Here is a 21,105-nt window from a genome sequence, read left to right as displayed (position 1 = left end):
AAACAGGAGGACCGTGCCGGCGCGTCACCGGCCCGCCCGGCAACAGTGGATCGAGATGGGGAATGAGGCATCCTTGATTCGAGTGTCATAATTGAAAATTCCTTTCCGAACCGTCGGGAGCGCGCGCCGTCCGAGCAAACGTTTTCACCAGCAGATCGATCTCCGCCTTCATCCGCCTGATTTTTCTCAGCTTGTAGTGCCGGTTGATCCAGGGAAACAGACTGCACAGGGGGATGACGTTTTTCTCTCCCAGCCCGTCGATGATGACGAAGTGCGAGCCGTGGGTCTCATCCCAGGCATGGACGATGTTGCCCGCATGAAAATCTCCCGCGATGACGTCGTGCTCAAGAAATTGCCGGATGAAGTCGCGCAAGTCGGAGCGCACCGACTCGGTGAAGTCCCCTCGCTTGATGATCTCCACCAGCGTGGGCGCATAGTTGCCGTCGTGCTCGCGCTCGGCTTTGGTGACGGACCCCAGGCCGAAATCCGTTTCCACGAAGCCGCAAAATCGCTGGAGGAAAGGGGGCGGCGCATCGTTCTTCACGTGGGCGGCGATGTGTTCGCCCACCTCGCGCACAAAGGCATTGTAGTGTTTGAAGCGCCGGAAAAACCGTTTGCGCCAAGGTGGATTTTTTTGGTTTTCGAACCGGGCATCGGGCCGGATCACTTTGATCACGAGAGAGGGATCGTCGGGATGCGCAAAGACAAGCCGGTTCCCGCCTCCGTTCAAAGGCGTCCGTCCCTTTAACTGCAGGGTTTTCTCCGTTAAAATGACTGCATCCATACGTCGCCTGTCGTCGGTCATCCCCGGGCGGCATCCGGGGCTCCCTGCGGCCTTCCTTTCTGTTTGTGACGGTTTCGGGCCATGATCGCCAGTTCGATCACCGAGAACAACAGGAATGCGTAGCCAAGGAGTTCGGTGCACTCCTCGACGGCGGTCTTCACGACCCGGATGTACCCCTCGCCCATGACCGCCTGCCAGAAATGCTGCCGGCCAAACAGCCGCGAGAAGACATAGGTGGTCAGGAATCCGCTCATGAACAACCCGCAGGCCAGGGAGCGCAGGTAGGTTTTCATCTCGATGATGAAATCCAGCCGGTTTTTCCATGTGAGCCAGAGAACCCCGCCCACGAGCAATATCACCAGCAACTGCCAGCAGCCATCGAAGACATACGTATCCAGGAACGCATCACATTCGCGGATGAACGACGCGCCCAGGAACCCGAAGAGCAGCAGCGCGGCATGGGGATGGCCCGCCGGGTGGCGACGGATGAACAGGCACAGAACGGATGCCGTCAGGAGCACGGCAAGCTGGGTGATTTCCACCCACGATGTTTCCAAAAAACTCCCGGGACCGCTGTTTGCATCCACCGTCATGATTCCCGCCACACCGAGAATAATGAAGTTGTAGATCATGAAACGGGCGATCACCCCCGCCTCGTCCCGGAGAATGGTTTTTGATTCGAGTGTCATAATGGATAATTTTTTGCGAGTTCCCCGAAGCCCGGGTGAGATTCCTCCTGCCCTTGGAGGAGTTCCACCAAGAATCGGAGGATATCCTCCAACGTTTAGGGGAACTCCCCAAAAAACAGATTAGAGTCTCCGAGCCGTCAGGGAAGTTCTCCGAAGGGTTGGCGGGACTCCTCCAAGCGTTGGAAGAAGTCCACCAACGGCTAAAGGAGTTCCACCCAGAGCCGGGGGAGGTCCCCCAAGGATTCGAGGAACTCCCCCAATCGTTCGCGGCATTCCCTCAATCCCTCGTGGATCGTTTCGCGGACAACCAAGGGAGTCCCTTGAGCCGTTGGAGGAGATCCTCCGGCGTTGCGGGAAACTCCCCCAATTGTTCGCGGCGCTCTTCCAGAATCCTGCGACTTCCACGGACAACCAGGGGAGTTCCCCGCAACGCCGGGGAATGCTTCCCAGGCTCCGGGGAACCGGAGTGTTTATGCGCTTTGCACGGGGACAGCGAGTTCGAGGCTGAGGTTGCCCACCTGCTGATCCTTGTAGAGGTAAGTGCCGCGGTAACGCCATACCGTGGCGGTCTCGGGCAGGATCGCCGGGTCATCGTAGGGAGAACGCGTGTCGTCGGCCAAAGGCCCCCAGCCGGCGCCGCGATTGACCTCCAGCCGGATGCCTTCGGCGGGGCCCTTTTTCCAGTGGAGGCGCACCAGCACCCCGCCGACGATCTCGAACCGCAATTCGGGCCGCTGCTTGCTCCAGTCGATCGGTGTCCGGGACTCGGCCTCGATGCCCAGCTCCTTGCCCGCGGCGGGGGAGTAGAAGGTGCTCTTCTTGATCTGCGCGGCCAGCCGGATGATCTGCTTGCGCAGCCCGGTGCTCAGCGTCATCTCCTCCGAAGAGGGGCGGTCCGGCAGGAGCACCTCGCCCCCCTCCACCCCGTCCACCAACTGGCGGCGCGCGGCGGTCAGAGTTTTGGACCAGGCCGACAGGCTTTCGGATTGTGTCAGCAGCGCCTGATGCGCCGCATGCCGTTGCGTGACCAGCGAAACCTCGGCCGGCGTGATGCCATAGGTCGGGGCGGTGACGGTCAGGCGGGTGACGAAGTTTTGCGTCCAGCGGACAAATTCGAGTTCGGCTTTGGGAAGCCAGGGAGGACTGTTGTGGTTCATGGTTTGTTTTTGGTTTTATGGTTGGGTGTGCTGACAGAGAGAAAAAGGCGGCTGGCCGGCGGGCTCGCCGCGTCAACCAAGGCTTGCGGCGTCGGGCCGGGGGCCGGCGTCGCTGATGATCTGCTGGAGAATATCGAGGCGGGGCTCGGCGTCCGTCACCGAGGCGAGAGTGCGAAAGGCCGGCAGCGGCAGGGGACCAGGGGAGGCCGGGTCGGGAGGCGCGGACGCAGGCGTCACCTCAAAGGGCGCCGCGTAACGGAAGCGATGGATGTCGTAGAGATGGCGTCGCGAGCCGGGGAGGCGGACGCCGCGACCGTTGGGGCGGCTCACCTGGATGATGACGGGCAGGGAATGCAAGCCGGGCGCGAGGTCGGCGGCAACCCGCAGGGGGATTTCATAGACCGCGGCCTGGCCGGGGGAGAGATGGAGCAGGAGTTTTTTCTTCTCGGGCAGGCCGAGGCCGGGGTGACGCAGGATGCGCACCTCGGCGATGCGCTGGCGCGAGGCGTAGTTTTCCAGAAATAAAAGCAGGCGCGTCACGCCGCCGGCGGGGGCCTTGTCATGCAGGAAAAACGTCGTGGCGGCGACGCCGCAACTCGTGCAGCGCAGGTCGAAGCCAAGCGTGCCCGCGAGGAGCGAATGCGAGCGGGGCAACGGGTCCTTGTTTCGCCACGCCTGCCACACGCACCACCAGCCCCAGGCGGCGGGCACACCCAGGATCAGAACCGGAATCCAGACGAAGGCCGGGTGCCGGTTGCTGACAAGAGAGCCGGTGGCAAGCGCGGCCAGGGTCAGGAAAAGCGAGGCGAGCGCCACCAGCCAGCCACCGCGGTGATAGGGACCGGCGTCGGGCACGGCGTGGACAGGGTCGGGACGGAGGAGGACAGGCGTATTCATGGAAAAATTACGGGGACTTCATTCTTTTTTAACCGCGAATGAACGCGAATAGACGCGAATTCAGAAAAACTGATGAAACACATGATTATTTGAAGAGGGCTTTGGTGTGTTTTATTCGCGTTCATTCGCGGTTAGTTTGTCGGATTGGGGTTGTCCTCACTTTGCCCGGTGCCGGTGGAAGCCGGTGCGAACGGCCATGATGAGGCCGAGGAACACGAACATGCGCGACGCGATGCCGTCCATGAAGTGCTGCGGGCGCGTCAGGGCGAAAAAGACGTTGAGCGCGGTGTAGAACACGAGGGCGAGGGTCGCGGCGCGAAAGGGCGCGTATTTGGCCCACCATGACAGCAGCAGGAACACGAACCCGATGCCGAAGGTGACCAGGGCGGTGAGGCGGAGAATCGACACGAGGGGATCGGTGCTGGCCAGGCGGTAGCCGAGCAGGTCGAAAGACACCCACAGGTAGAGGGGATAGAGCGCGGTGAGGAACTGGACGAGGGCGGTGACGCTCAGCCAGTCGCGGCCCGAGAGCAGTTGCTGTTCCTGCGCGGACCGGGCCTGCGCCTCACGCAGAATATGGAACGGATCGATCTGGTTATGGGTGGTCATTATGGGAAAGGCTGAAGGGCTGAAGGCTGAAAGTGGGAGGATGCGGCATACTTGTATTCGTGGTTTGGTTTCAGCCTTCAGCTTTCAGACTTTCAGGCTTTTCCTGCCATCCGCCGCCGAGGGCGCGGTAGAGGTCCACAAGGCTGATGAGGTGCAGCGAGCGGGAGCGGATCAGATTTTGCTGCGCGGCGAAGAGATCCTGCTGGGCGGTGAGCACGGTGAGGTAGTCGGCGACGCCGTTTTTGTAGCGCAGATCGGAGAGGTTGTAGCGGCCTTGCTCGGCGGCGACCTGGGCCTGCTGGGCGGCGAGTTGTTCGTCGTAGGAGGCGCGGGCGGCGAGGCCGTCGGCCACCTCGCGGAAGGCCGCCTGAATGGCTTTTTCGTAGGCGGCAATCTCGATGCGTTTCTGGATTTGCGCGACGTCGAGGGTGGCGCGGTTGCGTCCGCCGGTGAAGATCGGGAGCGTGATCTGCGGGGCGAAGCTCCAGGCACCGGAGCCGCTCTTGAAGAGGCCGTCGAGGTCGGCGCTGCGAGTGCCGCCAAAGGCGGTGAGCGTGATTTGCGGAAAAAAGGCGGCGCGGGCGGCGCCGATGCTGGCGTTGGCGGCGCGGAGCGTATGCTCGGCTTGCAGGATGTCGGGCCGGCGCTGGAGGAGGTCGGCGGGCAGGCCCGCAGGGAGATCGGCGATGAGATTTTGTCCGGTCAATGGAAGCGGCGGCGGCAGATCGTCGGGCAGCGGTGCGCCGATAAGATAGGCGAGGCTGTTGCCCGCCTGTTCAAGCAGCCGGGTGTATTCGGCCACGGTGGCGCGCGCCGCGGCCACCTGCCCCTCGGCGGTGCGCAGGTCGAGTTCGGTGGCCACGCCGTTGTCGTAGCGGTGCTTGATGAGCCGGTGCGAGTCCTCGACGAGGGCGAGAGTCTGGCGTCCGAGGGCAAGCTGCTCGGCGGCGGAGCGCTCGACGAGGTACTGGGTGGCGAGCGTGGAGACGAAGGAGAGTTGCGCGGCGCGGCGGGCCTCCCCGGTGGCGAGCCATGTTTCGAGGGCGCTTGTCTTGAGGCTGCGGATACGACCGAAAAGATCGACTTCGTAGGCGGCGAGCGTGCCGCCCACGCTATATTGGCTGGCCGTGACGGACTGGCCGGTGGCGGAGAGGTCGGCAGGCGTTCGGGCGCGGACCATGCCGGCGTCGCCACCAATCGTGGGCCACAGGTACGAGGCCTGTATCCGGTATTGGGCGCGAGTTTGTTCGGCGCGGAGGAGGGCGGTGCGCAGGTCGCGGTTGTGGTCGAGGCCGGTCTGGATGAGGGCGCGCAGGCGCGGGTCGCCGAAGAAGTCGGCCCAGGGGATGTCGGCGGCGTGCGTGGTAGTCGTGTTCGCGGAGGTGGCGGTGGGCCAGGCGTCGGCGACGGGCGCGGCGGGGCGCTCGTAGTCGGGCGCGAGCGTGCAGCCAGCGAGGGCGGCGGCGAAGACCGCTGTCAAAAGGCGGAAGGCTGACGGAGCCCGAAGGGCGGAGATGGCATCGCCGGAGGCGATGGCCCGGAGGGCCGGCTGCAAGGAGCAAAGACTGAAGGCTGAAAGTTTGGCAGACATGGTTTGTGTAGTCGGATGCGTGATACGTGTTTGTTTTTCAGCCTTCAGCCTTCAGTCCTTCAGGCTTTTGCTTTTTTCGTCCTTGAAAGAGCCAGGTGACGGTCACGTAGAACACCGGGATGAGGAAGATAGCCAGAAAGGTGGCTGCGATAACGCCGCCGAGCACGCTGGTGCCGATGGCGTTTTGCGAACCTGATCCTGCGCCGCTGGCGATAGCCAGCGGGAGCACGCCGAAGCCGAAGGCGAGCGAGGTCATGAGGATGGGCCGCAGACGCTGCCTGGCAGCCTGGATGGTCGCCTCGATCAGGTCCGTACCCTGATCGTAGGCGGCCTTGGCGAACTCGACGATGAGGATGGCGTTTTTCGCGGAGAGTCCGATGGTCGTGATCAGGCCGACTTGGAAATATACGTCGTTGTTGATCCCTCGCAGCCAGACGGCCATTACCGCGCCGATCACACCGAGCGGAACGACGAGCATGACGGAAATGGGCACCGTCCAGCTTTCGTAGAGCGCCGCCAGGCAGAGGAAGACGATGGCGAGCGAGATGGCGTAGAGCGCGGGGGCCTGCGCGCCGGAGAGTTTTTCCTCGTAGGAGAGCGCTGTCCACGCATGGGAAAAACCTTCGGGCAGCTTTTCCATGAGGCGTTCCATGACGTTCATGGCGTCGCCAGAGCTTTTTCCCGGCGCAGCCTCGCCCTGAATGGCGATGGAGGGCAGGCCGTTGAAGCGCTCCAGAAGCGGGGAGCCGAAGCTCCACTCTCCCGAGGTGAAGGCGCTCACCGGGACCGGGTCGCCGCTGGCGGAGGGCACGTGCCAGCGTTCAAAATCCTCGGGCAGCATGCGGAACGGGACGTCCGCCTGAAGGTAAACTTTCTTGACGCGCCCGCGGTGGTTGAAGTCGTTGACGTAGGTGGAACCCCAGCCGGCGGCGAGCGTCTGGTTGATCAGGCCGAGCGAGAGGCCGAAAGAGGCGGCCTTCCCCTCGTCGATGTGGAGCCGGTATTCGGGCACGTCGTCAAAGCCGAAGGGGCGGACGTTGGACAGGACGGGGTCCTCGCCCGCCAGCTTCAGCAGTTGTCCGCGGGCCTCCATGAGCGCTTCGTGCCCCTGATTGGAACGGTCGATCAGTTGAAACTCGAAACCGTTGGCGGTGCCGAGTTCGATGATGGCGGGCGGAGGGAAGGCGAAGATGAGCGCCTCCTTGATGGATGAGAAATGCGCCATAGCCCGGCCGGCGATGGCGTTGGCCCGCAGTTCCTTGCCCGGACGCTCTTCCCAGTCCCTGAGCTTGACGAAGCCGAGGCCGGCGTTCTGGCCGCGTCCGCCGAAGCTGACTCCGGCCACGTTCATCACCGATTCCACGGCCTCTTTTTCCTGGGTCAGGAAGTAGTCCCGCACCTTTTCCGACACCGCCACGGTTTGCTCCTGGGTGGAGCCGGCAGGGAGCTGAATCTGGAGCAGGAGCACGCCCTGGTCCTCTTCCGGGAGGAAGCCGGTGGGCAGCTTGCCGAAAATCCAGACCATGACCGCGATGATGCCGGCATAGACGAGGAGCGAACGGCCCCAACCCCGGATGGTGCGGCGAACACCGCCAGCGTAGAGCGCGGTGCTGCGGTTGAACATGCGGTTGAACCAGCCAAAGAAGCCGCGTTTCTCCTCGTGGTGCCCCTTGGGGATGGGCTTGAGCATCGTCGCGCAGAGCGCCGGGGTCAGCGTGACCGCCACGAAAACCGAGAGCGCCATGGCGGTGGCGATGGTGATGGAGAACTGGCGGTAAATGATGCCGGTGGCCCCGCTGAAAAACGCCATGGGGAGGAACACCGCGGCGAGCACGAGCGCGATGCCGACGAGGGCGCCGGTGATCTGCTCCATGGATTTGCGGGTGGCCTCCCGGGGCGACAACCCTTCCTCGCTCATGATGCGCTCGACGTTCTCGACCACGACGATGGCGTCGTCCACCAGCAGGCCGATGGCGAGCACCAGGCCGAACATGGTGAGCGTGTTGATGGTGAAGCCGCACGCGGCCATGATGCCAAAGGTGCCAAGGAGCACGACGGGCACCGCGATGGTGGGGATGAGCGTGGCCCGGATGTTCTGCAAAAACAAAAACATGACGAGGAACACGAGGACAATAGCCTCGATGAGCGTCTTGATGACCTCCTCGATCGAAATGCGGACGAAAGGTGTGGTGTCGTAGGCGGGGACCACCTTCATGCCGGGCGGGAAGAACTGCTCCTGTGTGGCGATGTATTCGTTGAGCAGACGGACGGTTTCCAGCGCGTTGGCACCGGTGGCGGGCTTGACGGCAAGGCCGGAGGTCTCGTGGCCATTGTAAAAGGCGGAGATCGCGGCGATCTCGCTGCCGAGCTCGATCCGGGCCACGTCCCCGAGGCGGAGAAGGGAACCGTCCTCGTTCACGCGGAGCAGCACTTCGGCAAACGCCTCCGGGCTCTGGAGCCGGGTGCGGACGGTGATGTTGGCATTGAGACGCTGGCCCGGGGCGGCGGGCGCGCCGCCAAACTGGCCGGCGGAGATCTGCGCATTCTGCGCGTCGAGCGAGCTCGCGATTTCGGTCACGGTGATGCCGTAGTTGGTCATCTGGTCGGCGTTGAGCCAGATGCGCATGGAGTATTCCGAACCGAAGAGAGTCACGTCACCCACGCCCTTGATGCGGCTGATCGGCTCCTTGAGGTTGGCGGAAACGTAGTCCGCCATGTCGTCCTTGTTGAGGGAGCCGTCCTCCGTGTAGAAAGAATAAACGATGAGGAAGTTGCGGACGGATTTCTTGACGGTGACGCCCTGCTGCTGGACTTCCTGCGGGAGCAGCGGGTCGGCGAGCTGGAGCTTGTTCTGCACCTGCACCTGGGCGATGTCGGGATCAGCCTCGTTGTTGAAGGTGATGGTGATGGTGACCCGGCCGTCGGAATCGCTGCGCGTCTCCATATAGCGGATATGGTCGATGCCGGTCATCTGTTGTTCGATGACCTGCGCGACGGTGTTTTGCACCGTCTCGGCGGAGGCCCCGGGATAAAACGCGGTGATCTCCACCTGGGGCGAGGCGATGTTCGGATACTGGGAAACGGGCAGGGTGCGGATGGCAAGCAGGCCCGCGCCCATAAGGAGGATGGCGAGCACCCAGGCGAAGACCGGGCGGTCGATGAAAAATTTGGCCATGATGAAAAAGTTCTGAAGACTGAAAGGCTAAAGGCTGAAGGTGGATGGGTGATGCGGTGCGTGTGATGCGTGAAACGAACGACTGGTGTATTCCTTTTCGGCCTTCAGTTTTTCAGCCTTGGCAGGCTGTCGTTTTCGCTCGTTACAGCCTTCTCCCCGGGCGTCCAGGGAACGGGCGCCACAGTAGTTCCTCCTCGGATACGCTGGATATTGGTGACGATGATCCGGTCGCCAGCCTGGAGTCCGCCGGTGACGATCCACTGGTCGCCATGCGTGCGTCCGGTTTCGATGACGCGGTTCTCGGCCTTGTTGTCCGCCGTCACGATCCAAGCGGTGGGCAGGCCGCGGTAATTGCGGCTCACGCCCTGCTGCGGCGCGAGCAGCGTCCGCGGGTTGATGCCTTCGTCGAACCGGGCGCGCACGAACATGCCGGGCAGGAGGTCGCCGCTCGGGTTGGGGAAGAGGACGCGCAGAGTGACGGAGCCGGTGGTGCGGTCCACCGTGACGTCGGAAAACTGGAGCGCGCCGGTGTGATCGTAGGCGGTGCCGTCCTCCAGAATAAGCTGGACGGGAGTCTGGCCTTTTTCCGCCCCGGCCTGGAGGACGCCTTTCTCGATGGCGCGCTTGAGGCGCGAAACCTCCGCGCTGGGTTGCACGAGGTTGACGTAGATCGGGTCGAGTTGCTGCACGGTGGCCATGAGCGTGGCCTGCCCGGCCTGCACGTAGGCGCCCTCGGTGACTTCGGAAAGGCCGATGCGGCCGGCGATGGGAGAGGTGACTTTCGTGTAGCCGAGGTCGATCCCGGCCGAGGTAATCGCGGCGCGGGCGGAAGCCATGTCGGCCGCATAGGCGCCGACGGCGGCGACAGCGTCGTCGTATTGCTGTTTGCTGACGGCGTTGACGGCGACGAGCTCCTTGTAGCGCCCGGCCTGGAGGGTGGCAGTCTTCAGATTGGACTCGGCGCGGGCGAGGCTGGCTTTCGCGCTGTCCAGGATGGCCTGATACGGGGCCGGGTCGATCTGGTAGAGCAACTCGCCCTCCTTCACGTCGGCGCCTTCCACGAACAGGCGTTTGAGGATGATGCCATTGACCCGGGCGCGCACCTGCGCGACGCGGTGCGCGGCGGTGCGTCCGGGAAGTTCGCGGGTCTGGGCGGTGGAAGCGGTGCCGAGAGTGACGACGCCGACCTCGACGGCGGCCGGAGCGGCGGAGGCGACGGCGGAATCCTTGCGTTTGCCGCAACCGGCGACAAATAGCGGACCGGCGAGGGCAAGTAGAACGAGAACAGTATGGTTGCTTGGCATGTGGAAAAGTCGGCTCAGGTGAAATCGGGTTGACGGGGAGTGGCGGCCAGTTCCGCACAGAGTTGGGCGCAGGCGTGGGAAAGGGTGTGGCGCTCGCTGGAGGTGAGCCCGAGGGCGCAGTGTTCGAGCGTCTTGAAAAACGGCTGCACGGTGCGCGTGATGAAGCTGCGGCCGGCGGGCGTGAGCCGGTAATGCGGGTTGTCGTCCGTCCCGCTTTCAAGGGAAACGGCGGCGTCATCCGCCGCTTTGACCGAGTCGGGCGCGAGGGCGGGCGCCGCACGATCGGTCTGTATCAGAAAATCGAGGGCATCCTCCACGTCCACCGGATCGAGGCCTGTGGTCCGGACGAGTTCGTTGAGCCCAAGGCGATCGGGGTCATGGCCGTGGAGAACCAGCAGGGTGGCGAGTTGATCTTCCGTGATGTTCAGGGCCGCCAGCACATGTGCGACGTGGGTGTGCATGACGCGGGCGGTCGCAAGAAGGGCGAGAACAGGAGCGCAGACCTCCGGGTTGGAGAGGTCGGTCCTGCGGGCTATCTGCATGAGAAGGTGCATGGTGGAAAGGGGCCGGGTGCGGGCGTGGCGGTTTTACGGACTGCCCGGGGCGGCGGGGACGCCGTCCGGCTGGAAGGAGAACTGCGCGCAGATGCGGGCGCAGACCCGGGCGAAGATGTGGCGTTCTTCGGAAGTGAGGCCGAGGGTGCAATGTTCCAGGGCGGCCAGCGCGGGGCGCACGGTGGTATTCAAAAAATCACGACCTTCGGAGGTGAGCCGGATGCGATGGGCGCGGCGGTCGAGAGGATCGGGGTTGCGCGTCACCCGTTTTTCCGAGACGAGGACGTCGATGACATCGGTCATGGTCGCCTGGCTGACCTGGGTGTAGGCGGCGAGGTCCGCCTGGATGACGGATTCGGGATCGAAGGCATGGAGGACGATAAGAGCGCCGAGCTTGGTCTCGTAGAGGCCGAGGCGGCGGAGCAGCGGTTCGAAATAGCCGCGAATCAGACGACTGGTGACGAGCAGGGTGACGAGGATGGCATATCCTTCCGAAGTGCGCAGGCTGCCCCGGCGGATGAGATGCGCCAGGGCGTGCAGAGGATGGCGGTCGGGACACGCCCCATCGAATGCTTTCCCCCCGTCGGGAGCGGCAACGGGTGAAGGACCGGATGCGGTGATAGTGCGCTTCATACGCGTGCGCGGGCCTCCGTCCGGGGGGAAAGCAAGTGGTCGAGCGTGGGCGCGTTGCGCAGTCTCTCTTCCTCCACGAGTTGGGCGACCTGGGAGTCGAGCATATCGCAGGCCGTGCGCAGTGCGGCAAACTCGGTCGGCGCGATCGGCTCGGCGAGCCGGACGATGTCGCCCACCAAGTGGGTGACGGCGACGGTGTAGAGCCTGCGCCCGGCCGGAGTCATGCGGATCAGCGTCAGGCGCCGGTCGATGCGGCTGCGTTCGCGCACGATGAGCCCGGATACCTCCAGGCGGGAGAGCACATCGGTGACGGTGGGCGGCCACATGGAGGTGAGATTGCCAATCTGCGTGGGCGACAGCGGAGCTTCCTCGTGGGCGGAAAGGGAGGCGAGTATCTTAAACCCGGTTTCGGTGAGCTTCTGTTTTGAAAGGCTGTGCTTGAGGAAGGAGCGAAGCCGTTGCGATGTGGCGAGGAGGGCGAGCAGGGTGCGGCAGCGGGGTTCGTTCTTGCCAGCGCACTGGGAGGCGCGGTGGCGGAGGGCCTCCTGGATGGGATCGATGGTAGAATTCATGTCGCGGGTCGGGAGGCGCAAAACGCAGGCCGGATGGCCGCGGTGATGGGTGTGGTAGAGAGTCGGGTCACGGTCGGAACGCCTTGACCATAACACCGTCCCTCAATGGGCGGAATTACTTTGTTCCTTGCATCTTGTTAGCTCGCACCTAACAGCAGATGACTGATGGAACTGAGGCATCTCCGATATTTCGTGGCCGTGGCCGAGGCGTTGAATTTCCGGCGGGCGGCGGAGCTATTGCACATCTCGGCCCCGACCTTGAGCGTGCAGATCAGAGACTTGGAAGACCGACTCGATGCACGCCTGCTGGAACGGGATACGACGCGGGTGCGCCTGACGGTCGCCGGGGAGGTTTTTCTGGCCGAAGCGAAAGCGTTGCTGGAACAGGTGCAGCGCTCGGTGACCGTCACGCAGGATGCGGCGCGCGGGCGGCGCGGCACGCTGAGAATCGGCAACGTGGGGGAACTCTCCTACGAGTTCATGTCCGCCTCACTGAACACCTATCGGGAGCGTTTTCCGGACGTCGATGTGACGCTGGTGGACATCGGCGTGGACGAGCAGTGCGTGAGAAGCCTCGACAAGGGCGAATTCCAGATCGGCTTTGCGTTCGAGCCGGCGACGCTGACGCTCACCGGGCTGCGCCATTTCCAAGTGCTCGACACGTTGCTCAAGGTCGTCGTGGCCGACACGCATCCGCTGGCCGCGCAGCGGCGCATATCGCTGGCGGACCTGGCGGGCGTGCGGTTGCTGGCAGCCGGGAAACATACAAAGAGCTCGATGCACGCCGAGTACATGCTGTCTTTGCTGCGGCACAGAGGGGTCACGCCGGGACCCGTGAAGATGGTGGGGGGTTCCGAGTCTTTTTTCGCCATGCTGGCCGCGGGACAGGAGGCATCGCTCCTCCCCAAAATCCGCCGCATTTCTTCACGCGAAGGACTCTCGGCCCTGTCGATCAAGGAGAAGGGGCCCGACCTGCGGTTTCAGTTGCATGCCATCTGGAGGTCCGACGAGACCTCGCCGTTGGTGAAGAATTTTCTGGAGGTGCTGAAAAGCCATCGCGCCGGGCGCTCGTGAAGGCAGGCGTTTTCAGCCTGCCGTTGCTTATCCAAGCGAAGGGTAATTGCATTGACGGTATTCTTTAGGCAGGCGCACCGTGCGCTCCGTATGAAAAAACTCCTAAGTTCTCTCGCTGTCATCTCCACGCTCGCGCTGTCCTCCGTGACCGCGCACGCCGAAAGCGGATTCCAGTTCAGCTTTTGGGCGCCCGATCTCCAGATCGTCCCAGCCAACGAAGACGTCAACGGCCTCCGCATCGACCTCATCTATGGCGAAAATGCCAACGTCACCGGTTTCGACTGGGGTTTCCTCGGCGTCGGCGTGACGACGGGCAACTTCAAGGGCTTCGCCTGGAGCTGGGGCGGCTCCACGAACGGTGATGCCTCCGGCGTGCTCTGGCAGGGTTTTTATAGCAATGTCGATGGCAAGTTCGCCGGCTGGCAGAGCGCCCTCATCGGCCGCCTCAACGGCGAATCCACCGGTCTGCAAACCTCGCTGGTCGGCCTCGTCGATGGCAGCATTCACGGCGTGCAGTTCGGCTTCTTCAACAAGGCCGAATCCGTCCGCGGCCTCCAACTCGGTTTCGTCAACTGGGCCGAGAATCTCGAAGGTCTCCAGATCGGCCTGATCAACTACGCAAAGAACTCCGACCTGTTCCCGGTATTTCCGTTCGTCAACTGGCAGTTCTAATACCATTTACGAACAAGAAGGGCACTATTGCCGGAGCGGCGGCGTCCCTGCCGCCGGACGTGCGGCAGCACGCAAGGTGTTCCTTTTGGCGGACCTGCCGGTCCGTCCGGCGACGAGGACGTCGCCGCTCCGGCAAGGCCATCCGTTCACTCAACGCCACAAAAAAAGCACGGACTTTCGGGTCCGTGCTTTTTTGTATCCACTCCGCCACTTCACCACGCGCGTCAGCCCACCCAGGTAGTGCCGCGCATGTCGCCGGTTTCGAGGAACTGCTGGTGCATGCGGAAGGCGTTGGCAAGGGTCTGCGGGGTGTGTCCATGCTTGGCCATCTCGCAGTAACGCAGGAGCTGATCCTTGAACGCGGGATGCGCGCACTTTTCGACAATGAGCTTGGCGCGTTCGTTCGGGTCCTTGCCGCGCAGGTCGGCGATGCCATTTTCGGTGATGACCACCTGCACCGAATGCTCGCTGTGGTCCATGTGCGAGACGAGCGGGACGATGGTGCTGATCTTGCCGCCCTTGGCCGCGGAAGGACAGGTGAAGATGGAAATGTAGGCGTTGCGCGTGAAGTCGCCGGAGCCGCCGATGCCGTTCATGAGGTTGTTGCCCATGACGTGCGTGGAGTTCACGTTGCCAAAAATGTCCACCTCGATCGCTGTATTGATCGTTATGATACCGAGGCGGCGCACCATCTCGGGATTGTTGGTGATTTCCTGCGGGCGGAGGATGAGCTTGGGACGGAAAAATTCGAGGTCTTCGTAAACGCTCTTGAGCAGGTCGGGCGCGATGGTGAGCGAGGTGCCGGTGGCGAACTTGCACTTGCCCGAGCGGATGAGGCCGATGACGGAGTCCTGGATGACTTCGGAGAACATCTCGAAGTTGGGAATGTCAGGGTTGGCTCCGAGCGCGCCGAGGACGGCGTTGGCGATGTTGCCCACGCCGGACTGGAGGGGGAGAAATTCGCGCGGGATTCGACCGACGTGGATTTCGTTGGCAATGAACTCGGCGACGTTGGCACCGATTTTGTTGGTGAGTTCGTCGGCGGGATCGAAGCCGCCCACTTCGTCGGCTTTGTCGCTTTCGACGATGCCAACAATTTTCTTGGGGTCGATTTTGACCACGGCCGCGCCGATGCGGTCGGAACAGCGTTCGATGGGGATGACTTTGCGGAAGGGTGGATCGAGGGGTTCGTAGATGTCGTGGAAGCCGCGGAGTTGGGGCGAGTGGTAGCGGTTGAGTTCGATGATGACTTTGTCGGCGGTGTTGAGGAAGGTCGGCGAGGTGCCAACCGAGGTCGTCAACACGATCTCGCCGTCGGCGCTCACGTCGCAGGCTTCGACGATGGCCCAGTCGAACTTGCCGAGGAAGCCGCGCCGCACCTGCTGCGCAAGGTGCGAGAGGTGCATGTCAAAAAAGCGGGTTTTGCCGCTGTTGATGCTTTCGCGGAGCGATTTGTTGCTCTGGTAGGGCGTGCGCCAGGAGATGGCGTCGGCGCGGGCGAGTTCGCCGTCGAGCGAGTCACCGGTGGAGGCGCCGGAAACGACGGCGACCTTGAAGGGGCGGCCGGCGGCGTGTTCCGCCTTGGCCCGGGCGGCGAGCGCCTTGGGCACGACCTTGGCAGCGCCGGCTGGGGTGAAACCACTCACGCCGAGTGTGTTTCCGTGATTGATAAGGGCAGCCGCTTCATCGGCCGTCAGTGTGCGGAATGGGAGCTTCATGATTATTTCAAGACCTAGATGGGTTAAGCGGTTAGTAACCGTCGCCAGTCAGTGCAATGGACAGATGGATACGGCCTAAAGATTGGCAAGAAATGCGCGAAAACAGCGCGAAAAATCGCAAAATCAGGGAAAAACCGACCGAAAATCGGTCAAAAACGGGTAAAACGGCGCGGTTTTCGTGCGTTTTTGCCATTATTTGTGATCCCAAGGGAAGGCGACAGTGACGCGCGGGTGTTTCCAGACTTCGAAAACGTCGAACATTTTCCCCGGATTGAGGATGCCGCGCGGGTCGAGCGCGTCTTTCACGGCGCGCATGGCGCGGACTTGCGCCTCGTTGTGCTGGATGCGCAGGAAGGGCGTTTTGGCGAGTCCGATGCCGTGCTCGCCGGAGATCGCACCGCCGAGCGACACGACTTTTTCCATGAGGGCGAGAACGGCTTTCTCGGCGGCGACGCACTCGCTGTCATTGGTTTTGTGATACATGATGTTCACATGCAGGTTGCCGTCCGCGAGGTGGCCGAAGGTGGGAATGGCAAGGCGCGAGGTCTTTCTTAATTTTTCGAGGAATCGGGCAAAGGTCTCGTACGCGCTCAGGGGCACGGTGATGTCTTCGTTGAGCTTGGCGTCGCCCATCTGGAACATCGCGCTGGAACACTTGCGGCGCACGGCCCAGAGGGTCTCGGCTTCGTCGCGGTTGCGCGCGGCGCGGTGGCCGAGGGCGTGTTCGCGGGCCCAGGCGAGGACGGCGGTTTTGGTTTCGCGGACTTCGGCGGCGGTGCCGGCGAGTTCGAGCAAGATCACGGGGCGTCCGGCCTGACCGGGGAAGATGGTGGTTTTCATCGCGCTCTCGGCGCATTGCACGCTGTAGCGGTCGAGAAATTCGCAGATGGCGGGCTGCACGCGGGCGGCGAAAAGGGCGCGGGCGGCGCGGAAGGCGGCGATCTCGTCGGGGAAGCTCGTGAGGAGCGTCCAGCGCGCGGCGGGTTTGGGGATGAGTTTGAGGATGGCGTCGGTGACCACGCCGAGCATGCCTTCGCCGCCGATCCAGAGGTCGCGGAGGTTGAAGCCGGCGGAGAATTTTTTGGTGGCGGCGCCCCACTCGACCCATTCGCCGGTGGGGAGAAATCCTTTGAGCGCGACGACAAAATCGCGGGTGACGCCGTATTTGCCGCCGTGCATGCCGCCGGCGTTGCAGGCGATGTTGCCGCCGATGGTGCAGTATTGTTTGGAGGAGGGATCGGGCGGGTAAAACCAGCCGAGGGCGTCGGCGGCGTCCTGAATGGCGGCCACGGTCGCGCCCGCCTGCACGTGGGCGAGGCCGGCTTCGGCGTCGATTTTGATGGCGTCGAGTCCGAGCAGGTCGAGCACCCAGCCGCCCGCAATGGGCGAGGCCGAGCCCATGAGCGTGGTGCCGCGTCCGCGCGGGGTGACAGGCACGCGGTGCTCGTTGGCAAGGGCAAGGGCGACGCCAATGTCTTCGCGGCGGCGGGGTTTGATGACGGCGGCGGGGAGGAAGGAAAGGCGGCTGCTGTCGAACGAGGCGGCGTAGCGGGAGGCGTCGTCGGTGAGCACGACGCGGGGGCCGAGTTTCTGCCGGAGGAGTTGCGTGGCCTGAGCGTGGCGATTGGCGGAAGAGTCCATCTTGAAGAAAAGAACGTCCAACATCGGACATCCAAGGTCCAGGCTCCAACGAAAATAGCGCAGGCAACGATGGATTTGTCCTGTTCAGAGTCTTCGTCCGGCATTCTTTTTGTTGGATGTTCGATGTTGGACGAAACTCCCCTTGACACGGGCCGGGCAGTCCTGCACTTCCGTCAACTCTTAATCACTTAAACGTCATGCAACCCACTTTCCGTCCGCACCGCAAAAAGCGTGTCCGCAAAATTGGCTTCCGCGCCCGCATCGCCACCAAAGGAGGCCGCAAGGTCATCGCCGCCCGTCGCGCCAAAGGCCGTAAACGGCTGACCGTCGCCTGAGCGGTCCGCGCGTTTTTCCCGCCATGCGCTTCCGCGCCGGGCAACGCCTCAAGCGCCAGGGCGACTTCCAGCATGTGCGCACCCAAGGGCGCCGCTTCGATTGCGGCGCCTTTGTGTTGTGGTACGCAGTTCGCCGTCCACCGACGGTGGCCAGAGTCCAGAGGTCAGAGTCCAGAGACCAGAAGATGGAAGACGGAGGACAGAATACGAAAAAGGCTCCGCAGCCAGAGTCTGGCCTCCGGCCTCCGGCCTCCGGCCTCTCCGATGGCGGTCCCGCCGCCGCCCGTCTGGGTGTTGTCGCTTCGCGTGCCGCCGTGGGCAACGCCATCGCCCGCGCCCGCGCCAAACGCCGCCTGCGCGAGATTTTCCGGACGCACCAAGATCTGGTGCCTGCGGATCAAGACGTCCTCCTCGTGGCCCGCCGCTCGCTCAATACGCAGGCTTTCGCCGACGTGGAAAAAAGGTTCGTCGGGGCCTGCCGGAAACTCTTCGCTGTCCGATCCGACTGATCCAACCGCCTTCGATGCCTGACACGTTCGCCAGTTCCCTGTTTGCCTTTGCCACGCGGCTTCCCTCCCGCGTGCTCCTGCTCGGCATCCGGATCTACCAACGCACGCTGTCGCCCGTGCTCCCGGCGGTTTTCGGCCCCACCTGCGGGTGCCGTTTTCATCCCTCGTGCTCGCACTACGGCGCCGAGGCCCTGCAAAAACACGGTGCGCTGCGCGGCTCCTGGCTGACGGTCTGCCGTGTGCTGCGCTGCAATCCACTCCACCCGGGCGGCCTCGACCCCGTGCCGCCCTCCCCCCCCCCCCCCCGCCACGCGCAACCACGCCGGATGCGCACGCCGGTCTGCACGCGCATCTGATTTTCCACTACTCACCACACTCACACCTTTCACTTTCGTTAAATGGACAAAAAAAACCTTATCCTTGGCGTCACCTTCCTGGTGGCCGCGTTTGCGGCCCTCCTTTACAGCTCACGCCAGCAATCCCAGCAGCGGCCCCCCGCCCCCCCCTCCCCCGCGCCCACGGTGAGCGCGCCCGCCACGGCTGGCGACCCGCTGGCGTCCGCCGCCACCGCCGCGCCGGCCAACACCACCTTTGCTCCCATCGCCTCCAACAAAACCGAGGCGACCATCACCACGCTCTCCAACGACTACGTTGAAGTGCGCTTCACCAACTTCGGCGGCGCCATCCGCGACGTTGCCCTCAAAAAATACCCCGCCGCCATCGGCGCGGCAAAACCCTTCGTCTTCAACGAAGAGCACGCCGACCCGATCCTCGGCTTCACCGACATCGCCGGACTCGACAAGGAAGCCCGCTTCGAACTCGTCAGCGCCACCGCCGACGAAGTCGTTTTCCGCGCCGTCTTTGAAAAACGCCTCGAAGTCACCCGCCGCTACGTCCTCGCCCCCGCCACCGGCGACAAGAGCAGCCGCGACCCCTATCGCATCCTGCACGAGACCACCGTCAAAAACCTCGCCGATCACACCACGCCCGTCACCTCGCTCAACCTCAGCCTCGGCACCGCCGCGCTGATGGGTGCCAACGACACCGGCTTCTACCTCAACGTCGCCTCCTACAACGGCGACAAAGCCCAGTTCACCGACCGCAACGAACTCAAAGGCGGCGGCTTCTTCGCCTCCATGGGCATGGGCGACCCCAACCCCAAGGCCTACATCATCCAGCCCGGTCCCGTCCAATGGGCCTCCGTCAAAAACCAGTTCTTCGCCAGCATCTACACCCCCGACGACAAACTCATCGAAGGCGTCACTGTGCGCCGCGTCAGCTTCGCCGCCCCCCTCCCCGGCACCACGACCGAGAACATCGGCCTTACCGCCTCCGCCAAGGTCGAACTCCCCGCCATCGCCCCCCAAGGCACCGCCACCTTCACCGGCAAACTCTACGTCGGCCCCAAGGAATACACCCGCCTCAAAAACTTCACCCGCGGCGAGGACAAGGTCATGCAATTTGACCGCTACTTCTTCAACCGCATCTTCCTCAGCGGCGTCATTGCCCCCTTCATGAACATGATGATGAACGGCATCCACGCCTTCGTCGGCAACTGGGGCCTGGCCATCGTGCTCATGACGCTCATCCTCAAGACCGTCACCCTCCCCTTCACCCTCGCCGCCTCCCGCTCCGCCAAGCGGATGCAGAAGCTCCAGCCGATGATGAAGGAGATCAACGAGAAGTACAAGGACAACCCCACCAAGAAAAACCAGGCCGTCATGGCCCTCTTCAAAGAGCACAAAGTCAACCCCATGGGCGGCTGCCTGCCCGTGCTCATCACGATCCCGCTCTTCGTCGCCTTCTTCGCCATGCTGCAAGGCACCGCCGAACTCCGCTTCCAATCCTTCCTCTGGGCGCGCGACCTCTCCGCGCCCGACACCATCGCGCGCATCCCCCTCGGCTTCATGACACTCCCGATCAACATCCTGCCCCTCCTCATGGGTGCCACGATGGTCTTCCAGATGCGCCTCACCCCCTCCCCCTCCGTGGACAACGCGCAGGCCAAGATCTTTAAGATGATGCCCTGGATCTTCACCATCATCTGTTACAACTTCTCCTGTGCCCTCGCCCTCTACTCCACGATCAACGGCCTTTACACGATCGTACAACAACTCGCCGTCAACCGCTTCACCAAGGACGACGACCCTGCCAGCCCCGCCGCCGCCGCCAAAGGCAACGGCCCCGGCAGCCGTCCCATCGGCGGCAAAACAATCAAAAACGTAACGCCATCTAAAAAACGCTTCTGAGCCATCCTCCCCCCCCCCCCCCGCGTTTAACCACCAATGAACACTAATGGAATCAGCTGTTACCTCGGTCTGTTATGCTTTTCATTAGTGCCCATTAGTGTGCATTAGTGGTTAAAAAATTCAGAGTCTCACCCAACCCACACCAACCCAACCCATCCCCCCGCCATGGCCGGTCACAACAAATGGTCCAAAGTCAAACGCCAGAAAGCCATCACCGACTCCCGCAAGGGCAAAGTCTTCTCGCGCCTCTCGCGCGACATCACCCTCGCCGCCAAAGCCGGCGGCGGCGACCCTGAAGGCAACGCCCGCCTGCGCACCCTCCTGCTCAAGGCGCGCGAAGCCAACATGCCGGTGGACAACATTGACCGCGCCATAAAGAAGGGCACCGGCGAACTCCCCGGCGTCGTTTACGAAGACATCACCTACGAAGCCTACGGCCCGGGCGGCGTCGCCTTCATCGTCAAAGTCACGACCGACAACAAAACCCGTTCCGCCCAGGAAGTGCGCTCCGTCTTTGCCCGGCACGGCGGCAACCTCGCCAGCACCGGAGCCGTGGCCTTCCAATTCACGCACGCCGGCCAGTTTCTCATTGCCAGCGACCAGACCACCGAGGACGCCCTCATGGAAGTCGCGCTCGACGCCGGAGCCGACGACGTGCTCACCAGCGAACACGGATTTGAAGTGCGCTGCGACGTGCATGTTTTCGACAAAGTTCTGACCGCGCTCGACAAAGCCGGCATCAAGACCGAGAGCGCCGAACTCGCCTACATTCCCACGAACACCGTCCCCGTTGACGCCTCCGTGGCCTCCGGCATCGAAAAACTGCACGACGCCCTCGATGAGATCGACGATGTGCAACACGTCTTCTCGAACGAGGAAATCGCCTGACATCAAAAAAACAAAGTTCGGTGAAAAAAAGAGTGGACCTTACGAGATATCCCC

General features: G+C 63.1%; 20 protein-coding genes. 7 read left to right on the top strand and 13 right to left on the bottom strand.

Annotated features, from left to right (window positions below; all coding sequences use genetic code 11):
• Positions 1 to 85: 85 nt before the first annotated feature.
• The 11 genes from OBACDRAFT_RS02365 to OBACDRAFT_RS02315 all read right to left on the bottom strand — a co-directional run bounded on the left by OBACDRAFT_RS02365 (position 86) and on the right by OBACDRAFT_RS02315 (position 11,965).
• Positions 86 to 784: a YrbL family protein gene (locus tag OBACDRAFT_RS02365; protein WP_232766575.1), complete on the bottom strand. Its 699-nt coding sequence runs from the start codon at positions 782 to 784 to the stop codon at positions 86 to 88.
• A 17-nt stretch (positions 785 to 801) separates the two neighbouring features.
• Positions 802 to 1,473 carry a hypothetical protein gene (locus OBACDRAFT_RS02360; RefSeq protein WP_043582496.1) on the bottom strand — a complete coding sequence of 224 codons (672 nt, stop codon included), beginning with the start codon at positions 1,471 to 1,473 and terminating at the stop codon, positions 802 to 804.
• 470 nt (positions 1,474 to 1,943) lie between these two features.
• On the bottom strand, positions 1,944 to 2,630 hold the full coding sequence (locus OBACDRAFT_RS02355; RefSeq protein WP_043582495.1) for a hypothetical protein: 687 nt from the start codon (positions 2,628 to 2,630) through the stop codon (positions 1,944 to 1,946).
• 72 nt (positions 2,631 to 2,702) lie between these two features.
• Positions 2,703 to 3,527 carry a hypothetical protein gene (locus OBACDRAFT_RS02350; protein WP_043582494.1) on the bottom strand — a complete coding sequence of 275 codons (825 nt, stop codon included), beginning with the start codon at positions 3,525 to 3,527 and terminating at the stop codon, positions 2,703 to 2,705.
• Positions 3,528 to 3,683: 156 nt separating this feature from the next.
• Entirely contained in the window at positions 3,684 to 4,136 is a 453-nt protein-coding gene (locus OBACDRAFT_RS02345; protein WP_043582493.1) for a hypothetical protein, read from the bottom strand.
• 70 nt (positions 4,137 to 4,206) lie between these two features.
• Complete coding sequence (locus OBACDRAFT_RS02340) at positions 4,207 to 5,727, bottom strand: efflux transporter outer membrane subunit (RefSeq protein ID WP_081721767.1); 1,521 nt, start codon at positions 5,725 to 5,727, stop codon at positions 4,207 to 4,209.
• A 37-nt stretch (positions 5,728 to 5,764) separates the two neighbouring features.
• Complete coding sequence (locus OBACDRAFT_RS02335; RefSeq protein WP_043582492.1) at positions 5,765 to 8,902, bottom strand: efflux RND transporter permease subunit; 3,138 nt, start codon at positions 8,900 to 8,902, stop codon at positions 5,765 to 5,767.
• Between the two features lie 104 nt (positions 8,903 to 9,006).
• Positions 9,007 to 10,206: an efflux RND transporter periplasmic adaptor subunit gene (locus OBACDRAFT_RS02330; protein ID WP_232766573.1), complete on the bottom strand. Its 1,200-nt coding sequence runs from the start codon at positions 10,204 to 10,206 to the stop codon at positions 9,007 to 9,009.
• 14 nt (positions 10,207 to 10,220) lie between these two features.
• Complete coding sequence (locus OBACDRAFT_RS29200) at positions 10,221 to 10,760, bottom strand: hypothetical protein (protein ID WP_043582491.1); 540 nt, start codon at positions 10,758 to 10,760, stop codon at positions 10,221 to 10,223.
• A gap of 33 nt (positions 10,761 to 10,793) precedes the next feature.
• Positions 10,794 to 11,393 carry a MarR family winged helix-turn-helix transcriptional regulator gene (locus tag OBACDRAFT_RS24840; RefSeq protein ID WP_052360892.1) on the bottom strand — a complete coding sequence of 200 codons (600 nt, stop codon included), beginning with the start codon at positions 11,391 to 11,393 and terminating at the stop codon, positions 10,794 to 10,796.
• On the bottom strand, positions 11,390 to 11,965 hold the full coding sequence (locus OBACDRAFT_RS02315; RefSeq protein WP_081721766.1) for a MarR family winged helix-turn-helix transcriptional regulator: 576 nt from the start codon (positions 11,963 to 11,965) through the stop codon (positions 11,390 to 11,392). The genes OBACDRAFT_RS24840 and OBACDRAFT_RS02315 overlap by 4 nt, the downstream gene beginning before the upstream one ends.
• Before the next feature lie 165 nt (positions 11,966 to 12,130).
• Between OBACDRAFT_RS02315 and OBACDRAFT_RS02310 the strand changes: the two genes are divergently transcribed.
• Both OBACDRAFT_RS02310 and OBACDRAFT_RS02305 read left to right on the top strand, forming a co-directional pair.
• The gene (locus OBACDRAFT_RS02310; RefSeq protein ID WP_043582490.1) at positions 12,131 to 13,039 is read left to right on the top strand and encodes a LysR family transcriptional regulator; all 909 of its coding nucleotides are present in this window, start codon (positions 12,131 to 12,133) and stop codon (positions 13,037 to 13,039) included.
• A 90-nt stretch (positions 13,040 to 13,129) separates the two neighbouring features.
• Positions 13,130 to 13,711 (top strand): LA_2272 family surface repeat-containing protein, encoded by a 582-nt coding sequence (locus tag OBACDRAFT_RS02305; protein ID WP_043582489.1) that lies wholly within the window; start codon positions 13,130 to 13,132, stop codon positions 13,709 to 13,711.
• Positions 13,712 to 13,935: 224 nt separating this feature from the next.
• Here OBACDRAFT_RS02305 and OBACDRAFT_RS02300 read toward each other — a convergent pair whose 3' ends face one another.
• Together OBACDRAFT_RS02300 and OBACDRAFT_RS02295 are read right to left on the bottom strand one after the other, a co-directional pair.
• A complete protein-coding gene (locus tag OBACDRAFT_RS02300; RefSeq protein ID WP_043582488.1) occupies positions 13,936 to 15,429 on the bottom strand; it encodes a butyryl-CoA:acetate CoA transferase in 1,494 nt (497 codons plus the stop codon).
• Positions 15,430 to 15,621: 192 nt separating this feature from the next.
• Complete coding sequence (locus OBACDRAFT_RS02295; RefSeq protein WP_043582511.1) at positions 15,622 to 17,070, bottom strand: FAD-binding oxidoreductase; 1,449 nt, start codon at positions 17,068 to 17,070, stop codon at positions 15,622 to 15,624.
• 197 nt (positions 17,071 to 17,267) lie between these two features.
• Between OBACDRAFT_RS02295 and rpmH the strand changes: the two genes are divergently transcribed.
• The 5 genes from rpmH (at position 17,268) to OBACDRAFT_RS02270 (ending at position 21,051) form a co-directional block, all read left to right on the top strand.
• The gene (gene rpmH / locus OBACDRAFT_RS02290; protein ID WP_043582487.1) at positions 17,268 to 17,405 is read left to right on the top strand and encodes a 50S ribosomal protein L34; all 138 of its coding nucleotides are present in this window, start codon (positions 17,268 to 17,270) and stop codon (positions 17,403 to 17,405) included.
• 23 nt (positions 17,406 to 17,428) lie between these two features.
• Entirely contained in the window at positions 17,429 to 17,914 is a 486-nt protein-coding gene (gene rnpA / locus OBACDRAFT_RS02285) for a ribonuclease P protein component (protein ID WP_043582486.1), read from the top strand.
• A gap of 14 nt (positions 17,915 to 17,928) precedes the next feature.
• Complete coding sequence (gene yidD, locus OBACDRAFT_RS02280; RefSeq protein WP_043582485.1) at positions 17,929 to 18,270, top strand: membrane protein insertion efficiency factor YidD; 342 nt, start codon at positions 17,929 to 17,931, stop codon at positions 18,268 to 18,270.
• A gap of 42 nt (positions 18,271 to 18,312) precedes the next feature.
• On the top strand, positions 18,313 to 20,163 hold the full coding sequence (gene yidC, locus OBACDRAFT_RS02275; RefSeq protein ID WP_043582484.1) for a membrane protein insertase YidC: 1,851 nt from the start codon (positions 18,313 to 18,315) through the stop codon (positions 20,161 to 20,163).
• 165 nt (positions 20,164 to 20,328) lie between these two features.
• The gene (locus OBACDRAFT_RS02270) at positions 20,329 to 21,051 is read left to right on the top strand and encodes a YebC/PmpR family DNA-binding transcriptional regulator (RefSeq protein ID WP_043582483.1); all 723 of its coding nucleotides are present in this window, start codon (positions 20,329 to 20,331) and stop codon (positions 21,049 to 21,051) included.
• The last annotated feature ends 54 nt before the right edge of the window (positions 21,052 to 21,105 follow it).

The sequence above is a fragment of the Geminisphaera colitermitum TAV2 genome (assembly GCF_000171235.2).
Classification (GTDB): Bacteria; Verrucomicrobiota; Verrucomicrobiia; order Opitutales; family Opitutaceae; genus Geminisphaera; species Geminisphaera colitermitum.
The sequence above is the reverse complement of the archived record's forward strand: the minus strand, read 5'-3'. Positions and strand labels throughout refer to the sequence as shown.